This is a genomic window from Paenibacillus sp. J22R67, assembly GCF_059692175.1.
Window position 1 is genome coordinate 372,942 of the sequence record NZ_JCAUAX010000007.1, and the last position, 19,448, is coordinate 392,389.

Genomic DNA, 19,448 nt, shown 5'->3' on the forward strand with positions numbered 1-19,448 from the left:
GAGGCGTTCACTGGTCAGTTATATAATGAGGTGAACGGCAAGACACAATGGACAACAGATAATTAATGATCAGGAGGCACCACCATGAAAATCACAAGACATCCGGCTAACCCAATCGTGGTTCCGGGCATATACGACTGGCGTAAAGTGACGGTCTTTAATCCAGCGGTCATTATCGAGAACGACAAGTTCTACATGATTGAGCGTACGGCAGAATCGTTGACACCTTGCAAAAACTTTCTAGGACTCTTGGAAAGCGATGACGGCGTTAATTTCCGCCATGTGGTGGATCAACCGATCGTTACGCCGGACATGCTCGGATTTCCGTACGGCAGCGTACAGGACCCGCGTGTCGTGAAAATCGACGATACGTTTTACTTGAATTACGCATTGCGTCCTTGCGCGATGAGCTACTATCCGACCGGAGCCGGCATTCCGGAACGATCAGTTCCGACATATCCGGACGGTTGGGGGGAAAAGCCAGAGCATTGGCTGACCCGTTCCGGGATTATGACGTCGAAAGATCTCATTCATTGGGAGTACTTATGCGATACGACGCCGCTTGATATTAATGACCGGGACAACATCCTGTTCCCTGAGAAAATTAACGGCAAGTATGTACTGCTGCGCCGTCCGGAGGAGTATATCGGTGAGAAGTACGGCACGGAAAAAGCGGCGATGTGGATCACATATTCCGACAATCTGATCGACTGGGAAGAGCCGAAATTGCTCGCCAAAGCGGAAAACGACGATTGGGAATTCAAGAAAATCGGCGGCTCCACACCTCCGATCAAAACAGATAAAGGCTGGCTGACGCTGTATCATGGTGTTGATAAAGATACGGTGTACAGAGTCGGGGCACTGCTGCTCGACCTGGAGAATCCGGAAAAAATCATTGCCAGAACCCATAATTTCATCATGGAGCCGGAAACGTATTACGAGAAGTTCGGATTCCAGATTCCAAACGTCATATTCCCGACGGGCAATGTAGTGAAAGACGGACTTTTATATATTTATTACGGTGTTACTGACACAGCGATCGCTCTTGCGACGGTACCGCTCGACGAATTGGTCGACTATATTTTGAACGAACCGAAATAATACGTTTTTTCGAACTGCTCATTCAGCGATCTTTCGGCTGAGGGGCAGTTTTTTTATATCTCAGCTAAGCATTACAAGCACCTTCCCAGGTAGTGTTCACAAGACTAATTTCCTCAAGTTCATCCGTACATGCACTTCTAGGCACAAACCCACATACACTAATACTAGTCTTGAAAGCGGAGGCTTCCGTAACAGCTAGGATCCGCAAACATCGAAGGGGGTGGCTGGAATGCCTGGGATTTTCAGTGCGATTGCTGTTTTAATCAAGCAGTTAACATTACTTGTATCCTACGTCAAAAATAACGCGTTTCCACAACCTTTAACTGAGGAAGAAGAAGAAAAACATCTTAGACTTATGGCTGAAGGCAATGACTATTCAAGGAATAAACTGATTGAACACAATTTGAGACTTGTGGCCCATATAGTAAAAAAATTCGACAACACCGGAGAAGATCTGGAGGATTTGATCTCGATTGGAACGATCGGATTGATTAAGGCGATCGAGTCTTTCTCGCCGAATAAGGGCACGAAGCTTGCGACTTTTGCGGCTCGCTGTATCGAGAATGAGATCCTCATGCATCTGCGTTCGTTGAAAAAGACGAGGAAAGATGTGTCCTTGCATGACCCCATCGGAACGGACAAAGAGGGGAATGAAATTACTTTGATTGACATCCTCGGAACGGAAGCGGACGATGTCGTGGATAAGGTTCAATTGAAGATAGAGAAAAGCAAAATATATCGGAATTTAGAGATTTTGGATGACCGCGAGAAGGAAGTTGTTGTCGGGCGGTTTGGGTTGGAGCTTGGCGGGGAAGAGCGAACGCAGCGGGAGATTGCGAGGGAGCTGGGCATTAGCCGCAGCTATGTATCACGGATTGAGAAGCGGGCGCTGATGAAACTGTATCATGAGTTTTATAAGGCGAAGCGGTAAGCGGTTAGGTCGGTCAGTTGGAGAAGTCGCATACTTCATTTATTTGGCTTCAGATAATGGAGGCTAAGAGGATGACCTTAATCCAGATTGAGCATGTGAGTAAGAGCTATGTGATGGGTGGGGAAACGATTCGGGCGTTGGATGATATTTCCTTACGGATTGATCAAGGTGAGTTCGTAGCGATTATGGGTCCATCAGGTTCAGGTAAGTCGACGCTGATGAACATTATTGGGTGCTTAGATATTGCTGATCATGGGGACTATGTGCTGGACGGGAAGGCAATTAATCAGATGAGGGATTCTCAGCTGGCTGAAATTCGGAATCGGAAAATCGGATTCGTCTTTCAGAGCTTTAATTTGCTGCCTCGGCTTAATGCATATGAGAATGTGGAGCTACCGCTCATTTATCGAGGTATGGGTAAGCGTGAAAGGGAGCCGCTTGTTATGCAGGCATTGGAAGCGGTTGACTTAGTGGACCGCAGAAGGCATTTGCCCTCGGAGCTGTCCGGCGGGCAGCAACAGCGGGTTGCGATTGCTCGGACTTTGGCAGGAGATCCGGCGATCATTCTGGCGGATGAGCCAACCGGTGCGCTGGACTCGAAGACGAGTGTGGAGATTTTGGAGATTTTCAAGAGATTGAATGAGCAAGGTCGGACGATTGTGTTGATCACGCATGATCTGGTGATTGCGCAGCAGGCGAAGCGGGTTGTGTTTTTTCGTGATGGGAAGTTGAGTGAGGTTGGGTAGATGAGGCCGGGACTCCGATGGGGTTCCGGTTAGTTTTTTTATGAGTAGTTTACATTCTCGAGCTTATAGCGGTATTGAATTAAACGAACGGGCGGATCGGATCATGCAAATAAGGAATTTGCATGACATATAAAAAGCCTCTTAGAACGGATTCGCATCGACTCCGATTCTAAGGGGGGCGTTCTTTTTAAATAGTGACTATTGCTACAAATTGAACTCAGCAATTGTCCAAGGAATATATCGATTAGTACAGTTACCAACTCATTAAGGCAAAACTAAAGGGCATGAGCCCGGTACAATACCGGACCCACACCCAGATACCCTAACTATACTTTCTCTAACTTCTTCATTTCATTGAAGGTTTTTTTAAAATCCTATTTTTTCTCGATGATAACGAATAAAACACCTATGAGAATAAAGATAGAGCCTATCCAAAACATTAAACCTATGTTCTCTCCTAGCAAAAGCCATCCAAGTAATGTTCCAACCACGGGTTGAAAGAAGAAAAATATCCCCCCGTTTGAGGCGTTAAGCATTTGTAATCCACGATTCCAAAGTATGAATCCACCTGCTGTTGAGACAATACCCAAATACAAGAGTCCTCCCCAAATCGTCGGGTGAGTCAGTTGAGAGATATTAATTGCGTGTAATCGTGGCAAAACAAAAGGGGTCAAAACGATTAGAGCTACCAAGATAGAATAGGTTGTTAACACAATTTGTGAATAATCACCCGGAATACGCTTTACAAGTACAGACATGAGGGCCCATGTTAAAGCCGCAATAAGCAGTGATATACCACCAAGTTTACTGGACAAATCCATATGACCGATTCCAACAATGAGAAATACCCCAATTGTCGCTAAACACATGGAGAGTCCCTTTTTTAACGTCAACCGTTCATTAAGGAGTAAGTGAGCAAAAATAACCATAAATGCTGGTGTTGAAGAAGTTATAATGGCTCCCATTTGTGCCGAGGATAGCATTGTACCTGTTTCCTGAGCAACAATTGAAATGGCATTACCAATGACCCCAATGGCTATGATTATTAAGACATAACGTTTTTCAATCCGCCATTTTTGTTGTGTAATAAAGCCGATAATGAGAAGAGCGACAATAGCCACTAAGTATCGCATCCACACAAGTTCCAGTGGAGGTATGACCGATACTACCATTTTAACAACAACGTACATGCCGCCCCAAATACTGGAAGCTACAGCTAAATATATAGAACCTAATAAGGTGTTTTTCATTTTTTGATGCCCTCCGTTTTTTTAGGTCTAAATGCCCCTAACGGAGAGAAGTAGTCACCTTCACTCCATTAAGAGCAGACGGGAGCTACTGGTACATCGTTTTCAAATAATGGAGTCCAATATATTTTGATTCACCTCTAGTCTAACTTAACAAGAATTATAGCATAGAATTACGGTACCGATGTAGTTGGGCTCGGCTCAAAAGGTGAAAAATTTAGTTGCTGCTTAAGCCGCTGCACCCATTTATAGGTTGCAGCGGCTTATTGTTTAATGGTTTCATAAATTTGATTCGTTTAAATTTCCAGTAGATTCGCGAAATATCGGTTTTGTTTGGACGTAAGTAATTTGAGGAGGCTTGAGGGGGGACTTGACCCTGGATAACAATATTTCCGCGGCCATAATTCCTATTTCTTCCCGGAAGATATGGACGGTTGTTAAATGAGGTTCTACGATTTGCGACTCGGGAGAGTTATCAAAGCCGCAAATAACTATATCTTCCGGTATTTGTACATTTTTATTTTTTAATATCCTCATTACGTTAATGGCAATAAAATCATTCGCACAAACAAACGCAGTGGGAAGGTTCTCCATGTTATCCAACCGATTCTCTAACCATCTAGGATCCGCAATATATCGATCTTCTTCAACGATGCAAAATTGGTGGTCAAGCTGCAAATGTGTTTCTAGTAAAGCCCTATTAAATCCAACCCATCTTTCATTAAAGCTTTTACAATGATTGTAATCGCCAATAAAACCAATGTTCTTATAACTATTATCGATTAATTTCTTTGTCATTAAATACGTACTATGTTCATTTTCCATTAGAATAATGTCTGAGTTCAATTCGGAATAAAAGATATCCGCTGTGGAATCTATAAATATGGCTGGGATTCCCAAGGTATTGATTAATTGGGTGTATTTCTTGTCAAATAACTCAATACAAACGATTCCGTCTACTTTTTTAGTATCGAAATTATTAGGCAGTACTAATGAAGAAATGTCCGATTCTCGAACAATGTGAATGGATAAATTAAAACCATCCGAACTGATTTTTTTCTCAAGCCCGCTTAGTGATGAGGCGCCAAAATGAGAATTGCTCGGCATATTTGACGTTAAAAGTGCAATGTTGCCTGTATTTTTGGTGGCTAATGTGTCCGTATCTATAAGAGCAAACTGTTTATAATTTAACTCAATCGCACGTTTTAATACCTTATTTCTTGTTTCTGCAGGAATACTTTCACTCCCGTTTAGAGCTTTAGAAACAGTATTCCTGGATAGCCCCAAGGAGTCCGCGATATGTTGTATGGTGATTTTTTCTTTACTCATGTGCACTCCTTTAACGAACAGCTACAGTTCGCAGATCATTGGATGATTAGTTTAAGGTAAATGTATAATAATATCAATATAATGTCAATTCATAATGTTACAAATGAACAAATAATAATCTAATAATTGGTGCATTTGAAAAGTTACAATAATACTTTGGGTAATGTGATTCAAATAAACAAATGCACATTTATTTTTGTGCAAATGAATTTATATTCGTCAAAAAATACGCTTTTAATTTTGTTTTACTACTTGGAATGAGAAAAAATATATGAAAATACGCAGGTATATCGATTTTTAGTGTGAATATGCACTTTATTTATTTTGCATATGAACAAAAATATAAAATATTTTGTTGACTAAATCCAATGGTGAGTGTAAATTGTAATTGTGGTCGAAAGGATGAAGCAAAGATTGTAAGCCCTTACCAATAAGGGTTTGCATGTGCGGAATTACGTTTGTATTCAAAGTATTGTGCAAATCAATAATTCTATGGATATTGAGTTAGGGGGTACTGTCTTGCGAGAATTAGCAGAAGTTGAAATGAGAGCAGTTAAACAGAAAAACAATGCATTTATAAGTAAAATCGATTATATGAGAAAAAATCCTTTTCTGTACTTACTGATGGCGCCAGCCTTCATCCTGACGATTATATTTAAGTACTTGCCCATGTACGGGGCGGTCATTGCTTTTAAAGACTTTAGTCCGAGCAAAGGGATTTTCGGCAGTGAATGGGTTGGATTGAAGCATTTTACGAAGTTTTTAACATCACCAAATTTTGAAGTTATTTTCATGAACACGCTGAAACTTAGTGCTTACGGATTAATACTTGGTTTCCCGGTTCCCATCATATTAGCGCTAATGCTGAATCAATTGCGTAAAGCTGGTGTTAAAAAAAGGATTCAATTGGTCTTATATGCGCCAAACTTTATATCCGTTGTCGTTGTTGTCGGGATGCTATTCGTATTCTTATCGCCGGTAGGGCCGATTAATAAGATTCTAACTCTGATTACTGGCCATCCTATTAATTTTATGTCAGATCCGGATTATTTTCGTACGCTTTACATCTTATCTGGCATTTGGCAGGGAGCGGGCTGGTCCTCGATTATTTATGTAGCTGCATTAGCCGGCGTTGACCCCGAACTCCATAATGCTGCAACCATTGATGGAGCTAACCTGCTGCAAAGAATTAGACATATCGACTTGCCTACGATTAAACCGGTTATGGCAATCGTATTCATTCTAGCTGCCGGCGGCATTATGGCAATTGGATTTGAGAAAGCATATTTAATGCAAACGGCAATGAATGTTCCGACTTCAGAGATCATTCCAACCTATGTGTATAAAATTGGTCTGCAAGCAGGGAATTACGCCTATTCATCTGCGGTTGGTCTATTTAACTCCGTTATTAATGTTGTTTTGCTTATCCTCGTTAATATTGTTGTGAAGAAATTAAATGAAGGTGAAGGGCTCTATTAAAAGAGAAGGAGATGCCGTATGAATTTTAAGCCTACTAGATTGGACCGTTTTATTCTGACCATCAATTACATTCTATTGTTCTTTGCTGTAATTATCGTTGTAGTTCCCTTGATTTATGTAGTCGTGGCATCGTTTATGGAGCCGACTGCACTATTAAATAAAGGGATCTCCTTCCAGCTTGCTGATTATAGTGTTCAAGGGTATAAAGTCATCTTATTGAATCATGCGATGATCCGGGGATTTGTAAATGCTCTTTTTTACTCTGTCGCGTTTTCTTTTGTTACGGTCGTTGTCTCCATATTTGCCGGCTACCCTCTATCGGTTGCTGGTTTCGTAGGTAAAAAGTTTTTTACAATCCTGTTTGTCGTCACCATGTTTTTCGGCGGGGGATTAATTCCAACCTATCTCGTGATAAAAAACTTGGGAATGTTAGATACGGTATGGGCGATCATCATACCAACGGCTGTGAATGTTTGGAATATTGTTTTGGCAAGGACTTTCTTTAGTGGAATTCCGAACGAATTGAACGAGGCAGCCAAGGTCGATGGTGCATCTGAGGTGCGTATCTTCTTCAAGATTGTTCTACCTTTATCTAAACCAATTATTTTCGTATTAGCTCTATATGCTTTCGTAAGTCAATGGAATTCTTATTTCGACGCATTAATTTATTTGAAGAGTGCTAATTTGCTTCCTCTACAGTTGGTTTTGAGATCTATCTTAATTCAGAATCAAGTAAATCCTGGCATGATTGCGGACCAATTGGCTATGGCAGAACTGAAACGGCTATCTGAGATCATTAAGTATTCGTCAATTGTCATTTCCAGTCTGCCGTTACTTGTTATGTATCCTTTTTTTCAAAAATATTTTGAAAAGGGTGTTTTGGTCGGTTCATTAAAATAATGGATCGACAAGCATATAGGTTTTCCAAAAAGGAGGAGGTTTATTTATATGAAACATTCCCAAAAGGCATTATTCATTTCATTGGTGGCATTATTGGCAGTAACTGGATGCAGCGGCGACAAACAATCAGACGATCCGGCAGCATCAAGTGCCGCCACAGGTACCGCTTTGAAGTTTATGACACAAAGCTCACCGCTAGCTCCCGAAGATCCTAATAAAAAGGTGATATTCCAGCGTCTAGAAGAAAAGATGGGAATACACATTGATTGGGAGAATTATCTGTGGGATTCGTTTGCGGAGAAGAGAAACTTAGCGATTGCCAGCGGTGACCTTCCTGATGCGATTTTCGATGCAGCCTTGAGTGACTACGATTTGCTTAAATTAGCAAAGGACGGAACCATTATCCCGCTAGATGATATTATTGAAAAACAAATGCCAAATTTCAAGAAGGTATTGGAGAAAGGGCCGCAATATAAATCGATGATTACGGCTCCTGATGGCCATGTTTATTCATTCCCATGGATTGAGGAGCTGGGCGCGGGTAAAGAAAGTATCCATTCTGTCGACGCTTTTCCTTGGATTAACGTGGAATGGCTAAATAAGTTAGGCTTGAAAATGCCTAAAACGACCGAAGAATTAAAGCAAGTTTTGATTGCTTTTAAAACAAAAGACCCGAACGGAAATGGAAAAGCGGATGAAATACCTATGTCCTTTGTTAATAAAACCGGAGGAGAAGACTTGGCTTTCTTATTCGGCTCCTTCGGTCTGGGTGAAAACTGGGATCATACGGTTGTCAGTGATGATGGAAAGGTTATTTTCACATCTGCTGATAATAGCTTTAAGGAAGGCGTCAAGTTTTTAAATGAATTATTTAAAGAAGGTTTAATGGATGTTGAAGCGGCTACGCAGGATTGGAATACCTATCTTGCTAAAGGAAAAGAAAATCGTTATGGTCTATATTTTACATGGGATAAGGGAAATATCACAGGCATGAATGATAAATATGACCTTATGCCTGCGCTTGAAGGGCCAAATGGCTGGAAAAACGTAACGAGAACGAACGGAATGGGCTTCGATAGAGGAAGAATGGTTATCACCAAAAACAATAAAAATATCGAAACAACGGCAAAATGGATTGACTCCCTATACGATCCAACCCAATCCGTACAAAACAACTGGGGTACTTATGGGGATAAAACGCAGCAAAATATCTTTGAATTCGATGAATCTACAAAAATGCTGAAACATTTATCGTTGAACGGAATGTCTCCTTGGGAATTGAGACAAAAAACCTTTGTTGGCGGACCATTGGCAATTTTGGATTCTTACTATGGCAATGTTACGACGAAGCCAGACGATGCCGCATGGAGATTAGACCTAATGAAAAAAGTGATGGTCCCGGACATGAAGGCTAAAAATATTTATCCAAAAGTGTTCTTCTCTCTTGAAGAATTGGATCGACTTTCTGCGATTGAAACAGATATGTTTGCTTATGTACTGAGAAAACGGACCGAGTGGATTCAGAATGGGAAAGTTGAAGCTGAATGGGCTGGTTATTTAAAAGAATTGGACCGTCTGGGGCTACAAGATTGGTTGAAGATCAAACAAACAGGTTATGACAGAAACGTAAAAAAATAAGTTCGTTATAAGACCGCCGGAGCGGATCGAGTATTAAGTTCACGCTCCAGTTTTTAATAGAGGGAGTGGAAGATATGTCAACTATTATGTATAGAGAAAAGTACCGGCCACAGTTTCATTTTACACCGCCGACTAAGTGGATGAACGATCCAAATGGAATGGTGTATTTCGATGGGGAATATCACTTGTTTTATCAGCATTATCCGGAAGGTACAACTTGGGGGCCGATGCATTGGGGGCATGCAATCAGTACGGATTTGATCCATTGGGGGCATCGCCCGATTGCGTTAAAACCTGATCAAAATGGTTTCATATTCTCTGGTAGCGCAGTGGTGGATTGGGAGGATACCAGCGGATTTTTCTCCGGAAAGCCTGGTCTGGTTGCTATTTTCACCCACGCGGATCACTACCCGGATTCCGAACGCCCGAGACAGAGGCAAAGCCTAGCTTATAGTTTGGATAAAGGCAGAACGTGGGTGATTTATGACGGAAATCCTGTACTGTGCAACGAGCAAATTACGGATTTCCGGGATCCTAAAGTATTCTGGCATACTTCAAAGCAACGGTGGATCATGGTGCTTGCTGTCGGTGACCGTGTTCATTTCTATACGTCTTCTAATTTAAAGGAATGGACTTTTGCAAGTGAGTTTGGTGCCGCAGAGGGCTCACACGACGGAGTATGGGAATGTCCGGACTTGATAGAACTGCCGATAGAAGGTCATGCTGAAGAAACGAAATGGACACTGATCGTCAGCATCGGAGATCATCCACAGATGGCGGAGGGTTCAAGGACACAATATTTTGTCGGGAGCTTTGACGGAAGTACATTTACGAACGATGCTTCTCCTGAAACCGTATTGTGGTTGGATCACGGAAGAGATAACTATGCTGGTGTAACATGGTCGGATGTTCATAGAACGGATAAAGGAAAGCTGTTTATCGGTTGGATGAGCAATTGGAAATATGCAAATCTCACCCCAACAACAAGTTGGAGAAGCGCTATGACGCTGCCACGGGTGCTCACCCTGAAAAAGGGGGCATCTGGAATACGTTTGGTTCAAAAGCCTGTGACGGATTTGCAGAAGCTTCGGTTAGAAGGGCAGGTTTGGGAAGAGGTTACAGTGAGCCCCGGTCAAAACATACTTTCGGAAGTGCTCAGCGATTTCTATGAGCTCGAATGTGAAATCGATTTAGGTGACGCATCGGAAGTTGGTTTTAAGCTTCGGAATTCGGAGCGGGAAGAAACCGTAGTCGGCTATAACACTGCCATGCAGACATTGTTTGTTGACCGCTGCAACTCCGGTGAAAGCGGATTTCATGATGCATTTGCTTGTAAGCATGATGTACGATTGGAGCTTCAAAACGGACGGCTAAAGCTGCACCTTTTTGTCGATAACTCTTCCATTGAAGTATTTGCAAATGACGGGGAGATAGCGATTACCGATCAAATTTTTCCGGATCCATCCAGTACAGGTTTGGAATTCTATGTGCTTGATGGAAAGGCCAAGGTCATTTCTCTAGCGCTTCATCGATTGAAATCGATCTATTCGGTTGTAATGGTATAACAAAGTGACGATGATTGTGAGGGAGACGAGTTGTTATTAGGTGCTATCGAAGGCGGCGGGACAAAATTTTTATGCGGGATTGGGACGGCAGATGGCGAAATTCTTGACCGCATCTCTATCCCAACAACGACACCAGAAGCTACGCTCGGAAATGTGATGGATTTCTTTGCAGCTAAAGAGATCAAAGCAATTGGAATCGGAACCTTCGGCCCGATCGATGTGAATCCGCAGAGCCCGGCTTATGGTTCCGTAACAAAAACTCCAAAGCCGCACTGGAGCGGTTACCGGATCGTAGAGCATTTGAAGCGGTACTTTGATGTCCCCATTGGTTTTGATACCGATGTGAATGCAGCTGCCTTGGGGGAAGCAACATGGGGGGCAGCAGCAGGATTGAACAGCTGCCTGTACATGACGGTCGGAACCGGGATCGGTGCGGGGGCAATCGTTGAAGGAAAGCTCGTTCATGGTTTGACCCATCCGGAAATGGGACACATTTTTGTACGGCGGCATCCGGATGACAGCTATGAAGGATGCTGCCCCTTTCACAAAGATTGTTTGGAAGGACTGGCGGCAGGACCAGCGCTGGAGGATCGTTGGGGCACGAAGGCTTTTGAACTTGGAGATACTCATTCTGCTTGGGAAATGGAAAGCTATTATATCGCTCAGGCAATAGTCAATTACGCGCTCATTCTTTCTCCGGAGAAAATCATTATCGGCGGCGGCGTTATGAACCAATCTCACTTATTCCCGCTTATACGCGAACAAGTTCGTAAACTGTTGAACGGCTATGTACAGCATCCGGCTTTTTCAGAGCACAACGACAGTTACATTGTACAACCCGCTCTTGGCGGCAACGCTGGCCTTTGCGGTACCCTTGCCTTGGCTAAGCAAGCCTTGGATATTTAGAAATACCACCCCAAGAAAATACCGGAAATTCAGGATACCTCCAACTATTCATCATAGTGGAGGTATTTTTTCTTTAGAACTCGTAAAGTAGGGAGACATATACATCAAATTTATCCAAGTAAACGCTTTTTCTACGGTAGATTGAAGATTTGAGTGGGAGGGGATCCTGTTGAACATGAAAGTTGAAGAAATTATTTGCGAAGTACCAGAACTAAGTCATGAATTCTTTTGTTTTGATCATCTTAGTGGAGGGCTATGCAACCAAACTTATAAGGTACAAACCAAACAGAGTACATACGTTCTTCGCATCACTAGTAGGCAAAATGAGTATTTGAACCTGACACGCCTTTCTGAAGTAGAAGTGATGAAGAAGGCAAACAGCGAAGGATTTGCTCCGAAAGTGATTTCCAGTAATCATCCGGAACAATTTGTAGTTACGGAATTTATTGAAGGTCGAATGCTTGAGAAAGATGATTTGAAAGACGATCATATCAAAGGAATGATTATGGATCGCCTCAAACGAATACATCGTATGGAAGGTCAAGGCAGAACATGTACTCCTTACGATTTAATTTATGGATATTTGAAAGGCGCAGATCAGTTTCAAGTCAAGCATCCTGATGGATTAAACAAAATTTTGAATCGAGTAGAGAAAATCGCGCATAATCGGAGTGATGACAAAGAATATAACAGCAAATTCTGTCACAATGATTCCTTTCTATGCAATATGATTTATACAGGTCAACAGTTGCAAATCATTGATTGGGAGTTGTCGGGAGTCGGAGATGTGTTTTTTGAATTGACGCTCATTCCGCTTACAAACCAGTTCAGTGTAACAGATGAGCGTGAGTGGTTAAAGTTTTACTTCGGATATTTCGAGGAGGAAACATTCCACATTTTTCAGGACATGAAATTCGTGTCGATGGTTCGAGAGGTTGCTTGGGGAATGTTTTACAGTGGACTTACTAAGGCAGAAGGTCATCACGACTTTGATTACTACAAGTTTGCCGAATATTGCATCCAGCGAATAGAACACGGGATTTATCAATTATAATGGTGTAGATGCTCTCAATGCAAAGAAAGGGTCATCCCGCAAAGGATGGCCTTTAAACTTGCAGTTACGGACAGCTCGCTGAAATATTAGGGGGACAACGATTAAAAGTTAAAATATGTTTATATCGATTTTTCATAAATTACAATCGCCTTTTTACATTTACATTCCCGTTTGTCAAGCCTATGATTAATTTAGGTAAAGTGTTAAAAACAACGCATGTTGAAAAGGAGTTACTTTATGAAAAAAACGGATTTTATCGAAAATAAGTTACAAGCGTATGAGACTCGTCAAAATTGCCATGGCGGCAAAGGTCCTTTTCAATTAAGGGATATTATTCAAGCGGTGTCAGCAAGTGATAAGCAGTACATTAAATTCATTCATGATGATATCATCCCGCCAGGTTCTACCTTTGGTTATCACCAGCATAACAGCGATGTTCCTATGGAAGAGTGGTACTACTGTATTTCTGGTCACGGAATCATGGAGCTTGATGGCATCCAATACGAGATGTCACCCGGCGACATAAGCGTTTGCCGTGCAAACGGTAGCCACGGTCTTATCAATAACGGTCCCGAGGATTTAAGGATTATTGTGATTTATGCTTCTGCAATAAAATAACGGGGGGATAAGCTTGAGTAACAGAAAACTTAAAGTAGGTGTTGTCGGATTAACTGTAGGAGCAAGTCATGTTAAAGACTACGCCAGTAACGAAAGCGTTAAAGAAATTGTGTTGTGCGACGTTGATGAATCAAGACTGAAAGTGATCGGCGATAAATATAACATTTCAAAAAAATATACGGATTTCGATAAAATGCTAAAAGAAGAAAATTTGGATGCGATTAGCCTCGCAGTTCCTAATTTTTTGCATATGAAGTTTTCTATTCAGGCGATGGAAGCGGGCGTGCATGTACTGTGTGAAAAGCCTATGGCAAGAAATGCGGCAGAGGGGAGAAAAATGCTTGATGCCTCTATAAAGTACAACAGGAAGTTGATGATCAACTTCAATCAGCGTTTTCTGCACGAATGTCAAACGTTAAAGTCCGTGATCGACGAAGGCAAAATAGGCGATATCTATTATGTGCGGACGCAGTGGCAACGAAGACGTGGGGTGCCGTGGTGGTATCCGCTTGCATCTGGAAAAGAAGTGTGCGGCGGTGGAGCTCTCATTGATCTTGGCGTGCACGTGCTTGACCGAGCTATGTGGTTTTGCGGGTATCCAGATCTAGAATGGGTACTAGGAAACACGTTTTGTAAGGTCTCCAAGGAAGAGGCTGCGCGCAAAGGCATTCAGAATTTCGAGCTAGATGACATGGGTGTAGCTATGTTTCGTATGACGGGTGGGGTTATGCTTGAATTGGAAGCATCCTGGGCCAGCAATCGAGAGAACGAAGTGATTACAACACGGGTATATGGCACCAAGGGCGGTGCGGTCCTGCATAGAGTAGTTGGAGATGGGAATGATTCATGCAATAAAGTGTTTTTGGAAATCGGCGGAGAAGTCCATGACATTCCTTTAGAAGATATGAAGTTTTCAAAGATGCCAAACATTCGGCAGGCGTTTCTGGATGCGATTATTAACGATGAAGAGGTACCGTGTACGCCTCAACAGGGACTTCAGATCACTCAAATGTTAGATATGGTTTACTTGAGCGCTGAAAGTGGTACGCCGGTCCGACTCGAGTGATTAATTAATAAAGCATTTCAATTGCGAAATCTGCTTGGTGATATTCCTGTTTTTGACTGAAAAAAACGGGAGAAATTATAGATATCAGAAAAACCGCAGCTGCTCGCAATGTCCGTAATACTGAGTGTAGACATTCGCAACAGAGTTTTGGCAGTTTCCAGTCTGCACCCCTGCAGATAGGCGTAGGGAGTAACACCGCGTTCCTGTTTAAAAATACGAATAAAATGATCTGTCGTAAGGGAAAAGTTCTGAGCAAGTTCACTCAGATCATATTGTTGCTGCGGATATTGTTGAAACATGCGGCATAGTTCAGCAATTTTTGTTGAATAGGCACCGGCTGATGTTGGCGTTATGTTTTGATATTCTGTAATAAGTGCTTGCAGCCATATCTCCATGTGCGTCAAGTTATTTGTTTCTTCGGCTAAACGAAAACGATTGAAAAGCTCTAGTACAAAATGATATTGATCAAAATGGCGATGCTCAGGAAAGTTACACAAGATATTCGGATATCGCAATGTAAAATCTATATAACGTACATCGAGACTGACATGTTCACTTTGGTAGGCGTCGACCTCCTTCTGATAATTGATTAAAAAAACATCACCGATGCTTAATTTGTAACAGTTCTTACCTAACATGATTTGACCTTCTCCACCCCAAATACTCCATAAAGTAAACCCTGGATGACAACCTACGGGAACATGCCATTTCCATTCTGGAACGCAGTGCTTCCCGTAATGCATTGATAGGATATCCATACAATCACCCCGCTTAATAAGTATCGATTATTCATAAATAATTGTTTCATTTATAATCCGAATAGTCAAGTCGTCATAAAAACATGAATAAAACCAGAATCAGTCAAATCGGTACAGGATTGCACGGATTGCACTGGATCACAACGATCCTATTAATGGAAGAAGTCGAATTAGCCGCGATCGTGGACACAAGCTTGAATAATTTGGAAAAGGCTCGGTATTTGTTGGGGAGTAAACCTGTCCCCGCTTTTACGGAATACAACAAAGCGCTTGAGGAAACGACGGCGGATATCGCGGTGGTGGTCACTCCTCCTAGCACGCACAAAATAATCATGGAGGATATGCTGAAAGCGGTACTTCATGTCATTATGGAAAAACCGATTTCTCTGGATTGGAACGAATCCGTGGAAATGGCGGACATTGCCGACAAAAGCTTTCACTATGAGAATTTGTATGCCAACTAGGTGTGGGAGGGAATTTGTTTGTTGTTACGGAGACTAGGGTTTAATCGGTATAGCATTGTTTTGGACGATATAGGAAAACGAGCCGTGAAAGATGATTGAGAAAAATACACATTTTGCAATAAAATTAGAATTTACGTTGCTTCGTGTCCACAATGTCAAAAAATTCGATAACACGGGAGAAGATCTGGAGGATTTGATCTCGATCGGAACGATCGGATTGATTAAGGCAATCGAGTCTTTCTCACCGAATAAGGGTACGAAGCTCGCGACTTTTGCGGCGCGTTGTATCGAGAACGAGATCCTGATGCATCTGCGCTCGTTGAAAAAGACGAGGAAAGATGTGTCCTTGCATGATCCCATCGGAACGGACAAAGAGGGGAATGAAATCACGTTGATCGACATCCTCGGAACGGAAGCGGACGATGTCGTGGATAAGGTTCAATTGAAGATAGAGAAAAGCAAAATATATCGGAACTTAGAGATTTTGGATGACCGTGAGAAGGAAGTTGTTGTCGGGCGGTTTGGGTTGGAGCTTGGCGGGGAAGAGCGAACGCAGCGAGAGATTGCGAAGGAACTGGGTATTAGCCGCAGCTATGTGTCGCGGATTGAGAAGCGGGCGTTGATGAAGCTGTACCACGAATTTTATAAGGCGAAGCGGTAAGGTCGGTCAGACGGAGGAGTCGCATACTTCATTTATTTGGTTTCAGATCATGGAGGCGAAGTGCATGACCTTAATCCAGATTGAGCGTGTGAGTAAGAGCTATGTGATGGGCGGGGAAACGATTCGTGCTTTGGACGATGTTTCGTTAGATATCGATCACGGCGAGTTCGTGGCGATCATGGGTCCGTCGGGGTCAGGGAAGTCGACGCTGATGAACATTTTGGGCTGCTTGGATGTAGCGGATCATGGGGACTATGTGTTGGACGGGAAGGCCATTAATCAAATGAAGGATTCGCAGCTGGCTGAGATTCGAAATCGGAAGATCGGATTCGTTTTCCAGAGCTTTAACCTGCTGCCACGGCTGAATGCATATGAGAATGTGGAGCTGCCGCTCATTTATCGGGGGATGAGCAAAAAGGAGCGGGAGCCGCTTGTCATGAAAGCGCTGGAAGCGGTGGATATCGTGGACCGCAGGCGGCATTTGCCTTCGGAGCTGTCCGGCGGGCAGCAGCAGCGGGTTGCAATTGCGCGAACGTTAGCTGGAGACCCGGCGATTATTCTGGCGGATGAGCCTACGGGAGCGCTGGATTCAAAGACGAGCGTGGAGATTTTGGGGATTTTAAAGCGGTTGAATGAGCAGGGCAGGACGATCGTGTTGATTACGCATGATTTGGCGATTGCTCAGCAGGCAAAGCGGGTTGTGTATTTTCGGGATGGGCGGTTAAGTGAGGTTGGATAGGATGAGGACCGGGACTCCGAGGGGTTCCGGTTTTTGATTTTTGTTAATATGGCCTTGGGATTGAACTAACGGGCAGAAGAGTTAAATAAGAAAGCTCCTAATCAACAAATGGGGATTTCCATTCAAATCGATTCGGAGCTCATTGTTCATTACTAATCTACGGGCTCACAGGCTGTATTGTTTAAGTCCGGATTTACAAGGGACTGGTTATAATTGTTAATTTTGTAATCGATAATCCTTTGTGTATCGAGTAATCGGTCAATCTCGTTCTGAATTCTCTTCTTGTGTTCGATTAGAATGGATACTCTCTGAGGTAGTGAGGCTTCACCCCCCTTCGTAAAGCTTACGGAAATGCTTCATTTCTTCCAGTGTCATTCCGGTTGCTTTGAGTCTCGTTAGAAAGACCATGCCTTCCAATTGATATTTACTGTACGTTCTGTGTCCGCTTGCTTTGCGGTCGGCATACGGAAGCAAGCCAATTCTCTCGTAATAGCGGATCGTATCTTCTGACAGACCTGTGAAATCAGCTGCCTGTTTAATTGAGCTTACGGTTTCAGGAATGTCAATCACTTAGTCGCACCTCCTACTGTATTACCATAGTATCACTCCGTTTTCATCAAAGAAACCGCCGGTCGGACCATCGCCCAGAAGGGTGGCGAGTTTCACGACAATAGAAGCGCCTTGTTCAACGGTACGATAACCCGTATGCCCATTTAAATCCGTAGCAGTGAAGCCTGGATCAGCTGAATTTATCTTGATCGGTGTATCTTTTAATTCTTTGGCAAACAAGACAGTCAGTGCATTGACAGTCGTTTTCGAACTCATGTAGGCGAGAAGATTTACTCCGTATTTTTCGGCATCGGATTCCGGGTTATTATTCAAGGTCAAGGAAGCCAAGCCACTTGAAAGGTTTACAATTCTGCCAGCGGGCGATTTTTTAATCAAAGGGAGCATAGCCTTAGTGACAGAAAACATGCCGAAAACATTTGTCTCATAAGTATTCCTGAGAACTGTCAATTCCAGTTGACTCGGAGGAAGACGTCTATCCAAGTTCACGCCAGCGTTATTAATCAGCACATCAAGCGCACCATATTGATCTTCAATTCGTTTCGTGGCAGATTGAATTGTATCCAAGTTTGTTACGTCAAGGGTAATTGCCTTTGCATTTATGTTCTCATTCGTCAGCGAAGTTGCGGCTTCCTGCCCTTTAGATTGATCTCTTGAACCGATCAAAATTGTGAATCCCAGCTTGCCCAATTGTCTGGCACTCTCTAACCCGATCCCTTTATTCCCACCCGTTATCAAAACAGTCTTCGAAGTGTTCATGACTACGCCTCCTAGAGATAGAATTACTTGCTGAAGATTACGATACAACTTGGAGTACACTCCAAGTCAAGCAAATTTCAGTTCAATGACGAAGCATCCGACACGATCGGCAGCTTCATTACGTTAACGGGAGTAGAACGTAACAAATTGTATATTAATAAGGGTAGCTTGTAGGGGGAATTAAATGGATTTTCTTATAAAACCATTTGAAAGTGCTGGTCCAATTTCGCTGGGAATGATAAAAGAACAAGTCAGGAGCGTAATGTCTGAGAAGCCAGACGATAAGCATGATATTCGGGGAGCATATACTGACTTTTTTGGAAATTCAGTAGTTTTTGTTTACTACACAGAAGAACATGGAATTTGTGAAGCTATTGAGTTTTGTCAGCCAACAAAAGCAGTATTCAATGGAAGACAATTAAATGAGGTTCCTTTTATAGAAGCAAAGAAGTGGTTGGAACAATTTGATAATGCATTAGAAGATGAAGAGAACGTGGGTATTATATCAAATAAACTTGGTATTGGACTATATGCACCTGATTATGATGAAGACGAGGAACCTGGAGCACTCGTAGAAGCAGTAATCGTTTTTAGAAAAGGGTATTACGACATAATGAGAGAATAGTATAAGTGAATTTTAAAATTCTTCACTATAAAATTACTTAGATAAGCAAAAAAATCTATAAGTATCGACTTACCTACAGGCACGTTTTTCATTCTGCAGTGCCAGAATTTTCCCTTGTTTTCTCATAGTACAAACCCAATCGAAAGAAAACTCAAACATCACATCAATATAAATTTTCATAGCAATAAAACGAGCAGAGGAATCCAGCACAGGATTCCTCTGCTTTTATTTTTTATTTACATGACTGGCTCTAATTGCTTCGGGAATGGTTAAGTTACATCAAAAGTGGGGCAAG

Annotated in this window: 20 protein-coding genes; 15 read left to right on the forward strand and 5 right to left on the reverse strand. The window is 42.4% G+C overall.

The annotated features are described in order from the left end of the window. The first annotated feature begins 84 nt into the window (after positions 1 to 84). The 3 genes from AC58VC_RS25810 to AC58VC_RS25820 all read left to right on the forward strand — a co-directional run bounded on the left by AC58VC_RS25810 (position 85) and on the right by AC58VC_RS25820 (position 2,778). A complete protein-coding gene (locus tag AC58VC_RS25810) occupies positions 85 to 1,101 on the forward strand; it encodes a glycoside hydrolase family 130 protein (RefSeq protein WP_315953475.1) in 1,017 nt (338 codons plus the stop codon). A 229-nt stretch (positions 1,102 to 1,330) separates the two neighbouring features. Then, positions 1,331 to 2,032, forward strand: coding sequence for an RNA polymerase sporulation sigma factor SigK (gene sigK / locus AC58VC_RS25815; protein ID WP_497372707.1), 702 nt, complete (start codon positions 1,331 to 1,333; stop codon positions 2,030 to 2,032). 71 nt (positions 2,033 to 2,103) lie between these two features. Next, positions 2,104 to 2,778 (forward strand): ABC transporter ATP-binding protein, encoded by a 675-nt coding sequence (locus AC58VC_RS25820; protein WP_497372709.1) that lies wholly within the window; start codon positions 2,104 to 2,106, stop codon positions 2,776 to 2,778. Positions 2,779 to 3,152: 374 nt separating this feature from the next. Here the strand turns inward: AC58VC_RS25820 and AC58VC_RS25825 are convergent, their stop codons facing one another. Together AC58VC_RS25825 and AC58VC_RS25830 are read right to left on the reverse strand one after the other, a co-directional pair. Beyond that, complete coding sequence (locus AC58VC_RS25825; protein ID WP_497372711.1) at positions 3,153 to 4,028, reverse strand: DMT family transporter; 876 nt, start codon at positions 4,026 to 4,028, stop codon at positions 3,153 to 3,155. A 276-nt stretch (positions 4,029 to 4,304) separates the two neighbouring features. Then, positions 4,305 to 5,354, reverse strand: coding sequence for a LacI family DNA-binding transcriptional regulator (locus AC58VC_RS25830; RefSeq protein ID WP_497372713.1), 1,050 nt, complete (start codon positions 5,352 to 5,354; stop codon positions 4,305 to 4,307). A 543-nt stretch (positions 5,355 to 5,897) separates the two neighbouring features. Here AC58VC_RS25830 and AC58VC_RS25835 point away from each other — a divergent pair. The 8 genes from AC58VC_RS25835 (at position 5,898) to AC58VC_RS25870 (ending at position 14,580) form a co-directional block, all read left to right on the forward strand. Continuing rightward, positions 5,898 to 6,833, forward strand: coding sequence for an ABC transporter permease (locus AC58VC_RS25835; RefSeq protein WP_497372788.1), 936 nt, complete (start codon positions 5,898 to 5,900; stop codon positions 6,831 to 6,833). Positions 6,834 to 6,851: 18 nt separating this feature from the next. Next, a complete protein-coding gene (locus tag AC58VC_RS25840; RefSeq protein WP_497372715.1) occupies positions 6,852 to 7,733 on the forward strand; it encodes a carbohydrate ABC transporter permease in 882 nt (293 codons plus the stop codon). A 48-nt stretch (positions 7,734 to 7,781) separates the two neighbouring features. Further along, positions 7,782 to 9,371, forward strand: coding sequence for an ABC transporter substrate-binding protein (locus tag AC58VC_RS25845; protein ID WP_497372717.1), 1,590 nt, complete (start codon positions 7,782 to 7,784; stop codon positions 9,369 to 9,371). Positions 9,372 to 9,445: 74 nt separating this feature from the next. Beyond that, positions 9,446 to 10,936 (forward strand): glycoside hydrolase family 32 protein, encoded by a 1,491-nt coding sequence (locus AC58VC_RS25850; protein WP_497372719.1) that lies wholly within the window; start codon positions 9,446 to 9,448, stop codon positions 10,934 to 10,936. 30 nt (positions 10,937 to 10,966) lie between these two features. Beyond that, positions 10,967 to 11,842, forward strand: coding sequence for an ROK family protein (locus tag AC58VC_RS25855; RefSeq protein ID WP_497372721.1), 876 nt, complete (start codon positions 10,967 to 10,969; stop codon positions 11,840 to 11,842). A 175-nt stretch (positions 11,843 to 12,017) separates the two neighbouring features. Beyond that, positions 12,018 to 12,896 (forward strand): phosphotransferase, encoded by an 879-nt coding sequence (locus tag AC58VC_RS25860; protein WP_497372790.1) that lies wholly within the window; start codon positions 12,018 to 12,020, stop codon positions 12,894 to 12,896. Positions 12,897 to 13,133: 237 nt separating this feature from the next. Further along, positions 13,134 to 13,514 (forward strand): cupin domain-containing protein, encoded by a 381-nt coding sequence (locus AC58VC_RS25865; RefSeq protein WP_497372723.1) that lies wholly within the window; start codon positions 13,134 to 13,136, stop codon positions 13,512 to 13,514. Positions 13,515 to 13,527: 13 nt separating this feature from the next. Beyond that, entirely contained in the window at positions 13,528 to 14,580 is a 1,053-nt protein-coding gene (locus AC58VC_RS25870) for a Gfo/Idh/MocA family protein (protein WP_497372725.1), read from the forward strand. Positions 14,581 to 14,597: 17 nt separating this feature from the next. On the opposite strand, the gene AC58VC_RS25875 is transcribed toward AC58VC_RS25870, so the two are convergent. Further along, positions 14,598 to 15,323, reverse strand: coding sequence for a helix-turn-helix transcriptional regulator (locus tag AC58VC_RS25875; RefSeq protein ID WP_497372727.1), 726 nt, complete (start codon positions 15,321 to 15,323; stop codon positions 14,598 to 14,600). Between the two features lie 98 nt (positions 15,324 to 15,421). On the opposite strand from AC58VC_RS25875, the gene AC58VC_RS25880 reads away from it, so the two are divergent. The 3 genes from AC58VC_RS25880 (at position 15,422) to AC58VC_RS25890 (ending at position 17,202) form a co-directional block, all read left to right on the forward strand. Continuing rightward, entirely contained in the window at positions 15,422 to 15,802 is a 381-nt protein-coding gene (locus AC58VC_RS25880; RefSeq protein ID WP_497372729.1) for a Gfo/Idh/MocA family protein, read from the forward strand. Positions 15,803 to 15,893: 91 nt separating this feature from the next. Then, the gene (gene sigK, locus AC58VC_RS25885; RefSeq protein WP_497372731.1) at positions 15,894 to 16,463 is read left to right on the forward strand and encodes an RNA polymerase sporulation sigma factor SigK; all 570 of its coding nucleotides are present in this window, start codon (positions 15,894 to 15,896) and stop codon (positions 16,461 to 16,463) included. 64 nt (positions 16,464 to 16,527) lie between these two features. Next, positions 16,528 to 17,202 carry an ABC transporter ATP-binding protein gene (locus tag AC58VC_RS25890; protein ID WP_497372733.1) on the forward strand — a complete coding sequence of 225 codons (675 nt, stop codon included), beginning with the start codon at positions 16,528 to 16,530 and terminating at the stop codon, positions 17,200 to 17,202. Between the two features lie 324 nt (positions 17,203 to 17,526). On the opposite strand, the gene AC58VC_RS25895 is transcribed toward AC58VC_RS25890, so the two are convergent. Together AC58VC_RS25895 and AC58VC_RS25900 are read right to left on the reverse strand one after the other, a co-directional pair. After that, a complete protein-coding gene (locus tag AC58VC_RS25895) occupies positions 17,527 to 17,772 on the reverse strand; it encodes a MerR family DNA-binding transcriptional regulator (protein WP_497372735.1) in 246 nt (81 codons plus the stop codon). Between the two features lie 21 nt (positions 17,773 to 17,793). After that, a complete protein-coding gene (locus AC58VC_RS25900) occupies positions 17,794 to 18,528 on the reverse strand; it encodes an SDR family oxidoreductase (RefSeq protein ID WP_497372737.1) in 735 nt (244 codons plus the stop codon). 184 nt (positions 18,529 to 18,712) lie between these two features. Between AC58VC_RS25900 and AC58VC_RS25905 the strand changes: the two genes are divergently transcribed. Then, a complete protein-coding gene (locus AC58VC_RS25905) occupies positions 18,713 to 19,153 on the forward strand; it encodes a hypothetical protein (protein ID WP_497372739.1) in 441 nt (146 codons plus the stop codon). Positions 19,154 to 19,448 lie beyond the last annotated feature (295 nt).

Bases quoted from the DNA above. Each gene is read 5' to 3' on its own strand.
- AC58VC_RS25880 (WP_497372729.1), top strand. From the start codon at position 15,422: ATGAATAAAACCAGAATCAGTCAAATCGGTACAGGATTGCACGGATTG.
- AC58VC_RS25810 (WP_315953475.1), top strand. From the start codon at position 85: ATGAAAATCACAAGACATCCGGCTAACCCAATCGTGGTTCCGGGCATA.
- AC58VC_RS25840 (WP_497372715.1), top strand. From the start codon at position 6,852: ATGAATTTTAAGCCTACTAGATTGGACCGTTTTATTCTGACCATCAAT.
- AC58VC_RS25830 (WP_497372713.1), bottom strand. From the start codon at position 5,354: ATGAGTAAAGAAAAAATCACCATACAACATATCGCGGACTCCTTGGGG.
- AC58VC_RS25875 (WP_497372727.1), bottom strand. From the start codon at position 15,323: ATGCATTACGGGAAGCACTGCGTTCCAGAATGGAAATGGCATGTTCCC.
- AC58VC_RS25825 (WP_497372711.1), bottom strand. From the start codon at position 4,028: ATGAAAAACACCTTATTAGGTTCTATATATTTAGCTGTAGCTTCCAGT.
- AC58VC_RS25900 (WP_497372737.1), bottom strand. From the start codon at position 18,528: ATGAACACTTCGAAGACTGTTTTGATAACGGGTGGGAATAAAGGGATC.
- sigK (WP_497372731.1), top strand. From the start codon at position 15,894: ATGATTGAGAAAAATACACATTTTGCAATAAAATTAGAATTTACGTTG.
- AC58VC_RS25860 (WP_497372790.1), top strand. From the start codon at position 12,018: ATGAAAGTTGAAGAAATTATTTGCGAAGTACCAGAACTAAGTCATGAA.
- sigK (WP_497372707.1), top strand. From the start codon at position 1,331: ATGCCTGGGATTTTCAGTGCGATTGCTGTTTTAATCAAGCAGTTAACA.
- AC58VC_RS25820 (WP_497372709.1), top strand. From the start codon at position 2,104: ATGACCTTAATCCAGATTGAGCATGTGAGTAAGAGCTATGTGATGGGT.
- AC58VC_RS25835 (WP_497372788.1), top strand. From the start codon at position 5,898: ATGAGAGCAGTTAAACAGAAAAACAATGCATTTATAAGTAAAATCGAT.
- AC58VC_RS25905 (WP_497372739.1), top strand. From the start codon at position 18,713: ATGGATTTTCTTATAAAACCATTTGAAAGTGCTGGTCCAATTTCGCTG.
- AC58VC_RS25890 (WP_497372733.1), top strand. From the start codon at position 16,528: ATGACCTTAATCCAGATTGAGCGTGTGAGTAAGAGCTATGTGATGGGC.
- AC58VC_RS25845 (WP_497372717.1), top strand. From the start codon at position 7,782: ATGAAACATTCCCAAAAGGCATTATTCATTTCATTGGTGGCATTATTG.
- AC58VC_RS25865 (WP_497372723.1), top strand. From the start codon at position 13,134: ATGAAAAAAACGGATTTTATCGAAAATAAGTTACAAGCGTATGAGACT.
- AC58VC_RS25850 (WP_497372719.1), top strand. From the start codon at position 9,446: ATGTCAACTATTATGTATAGAGAAAAGTACCGGCCACAGTTTCATTTT.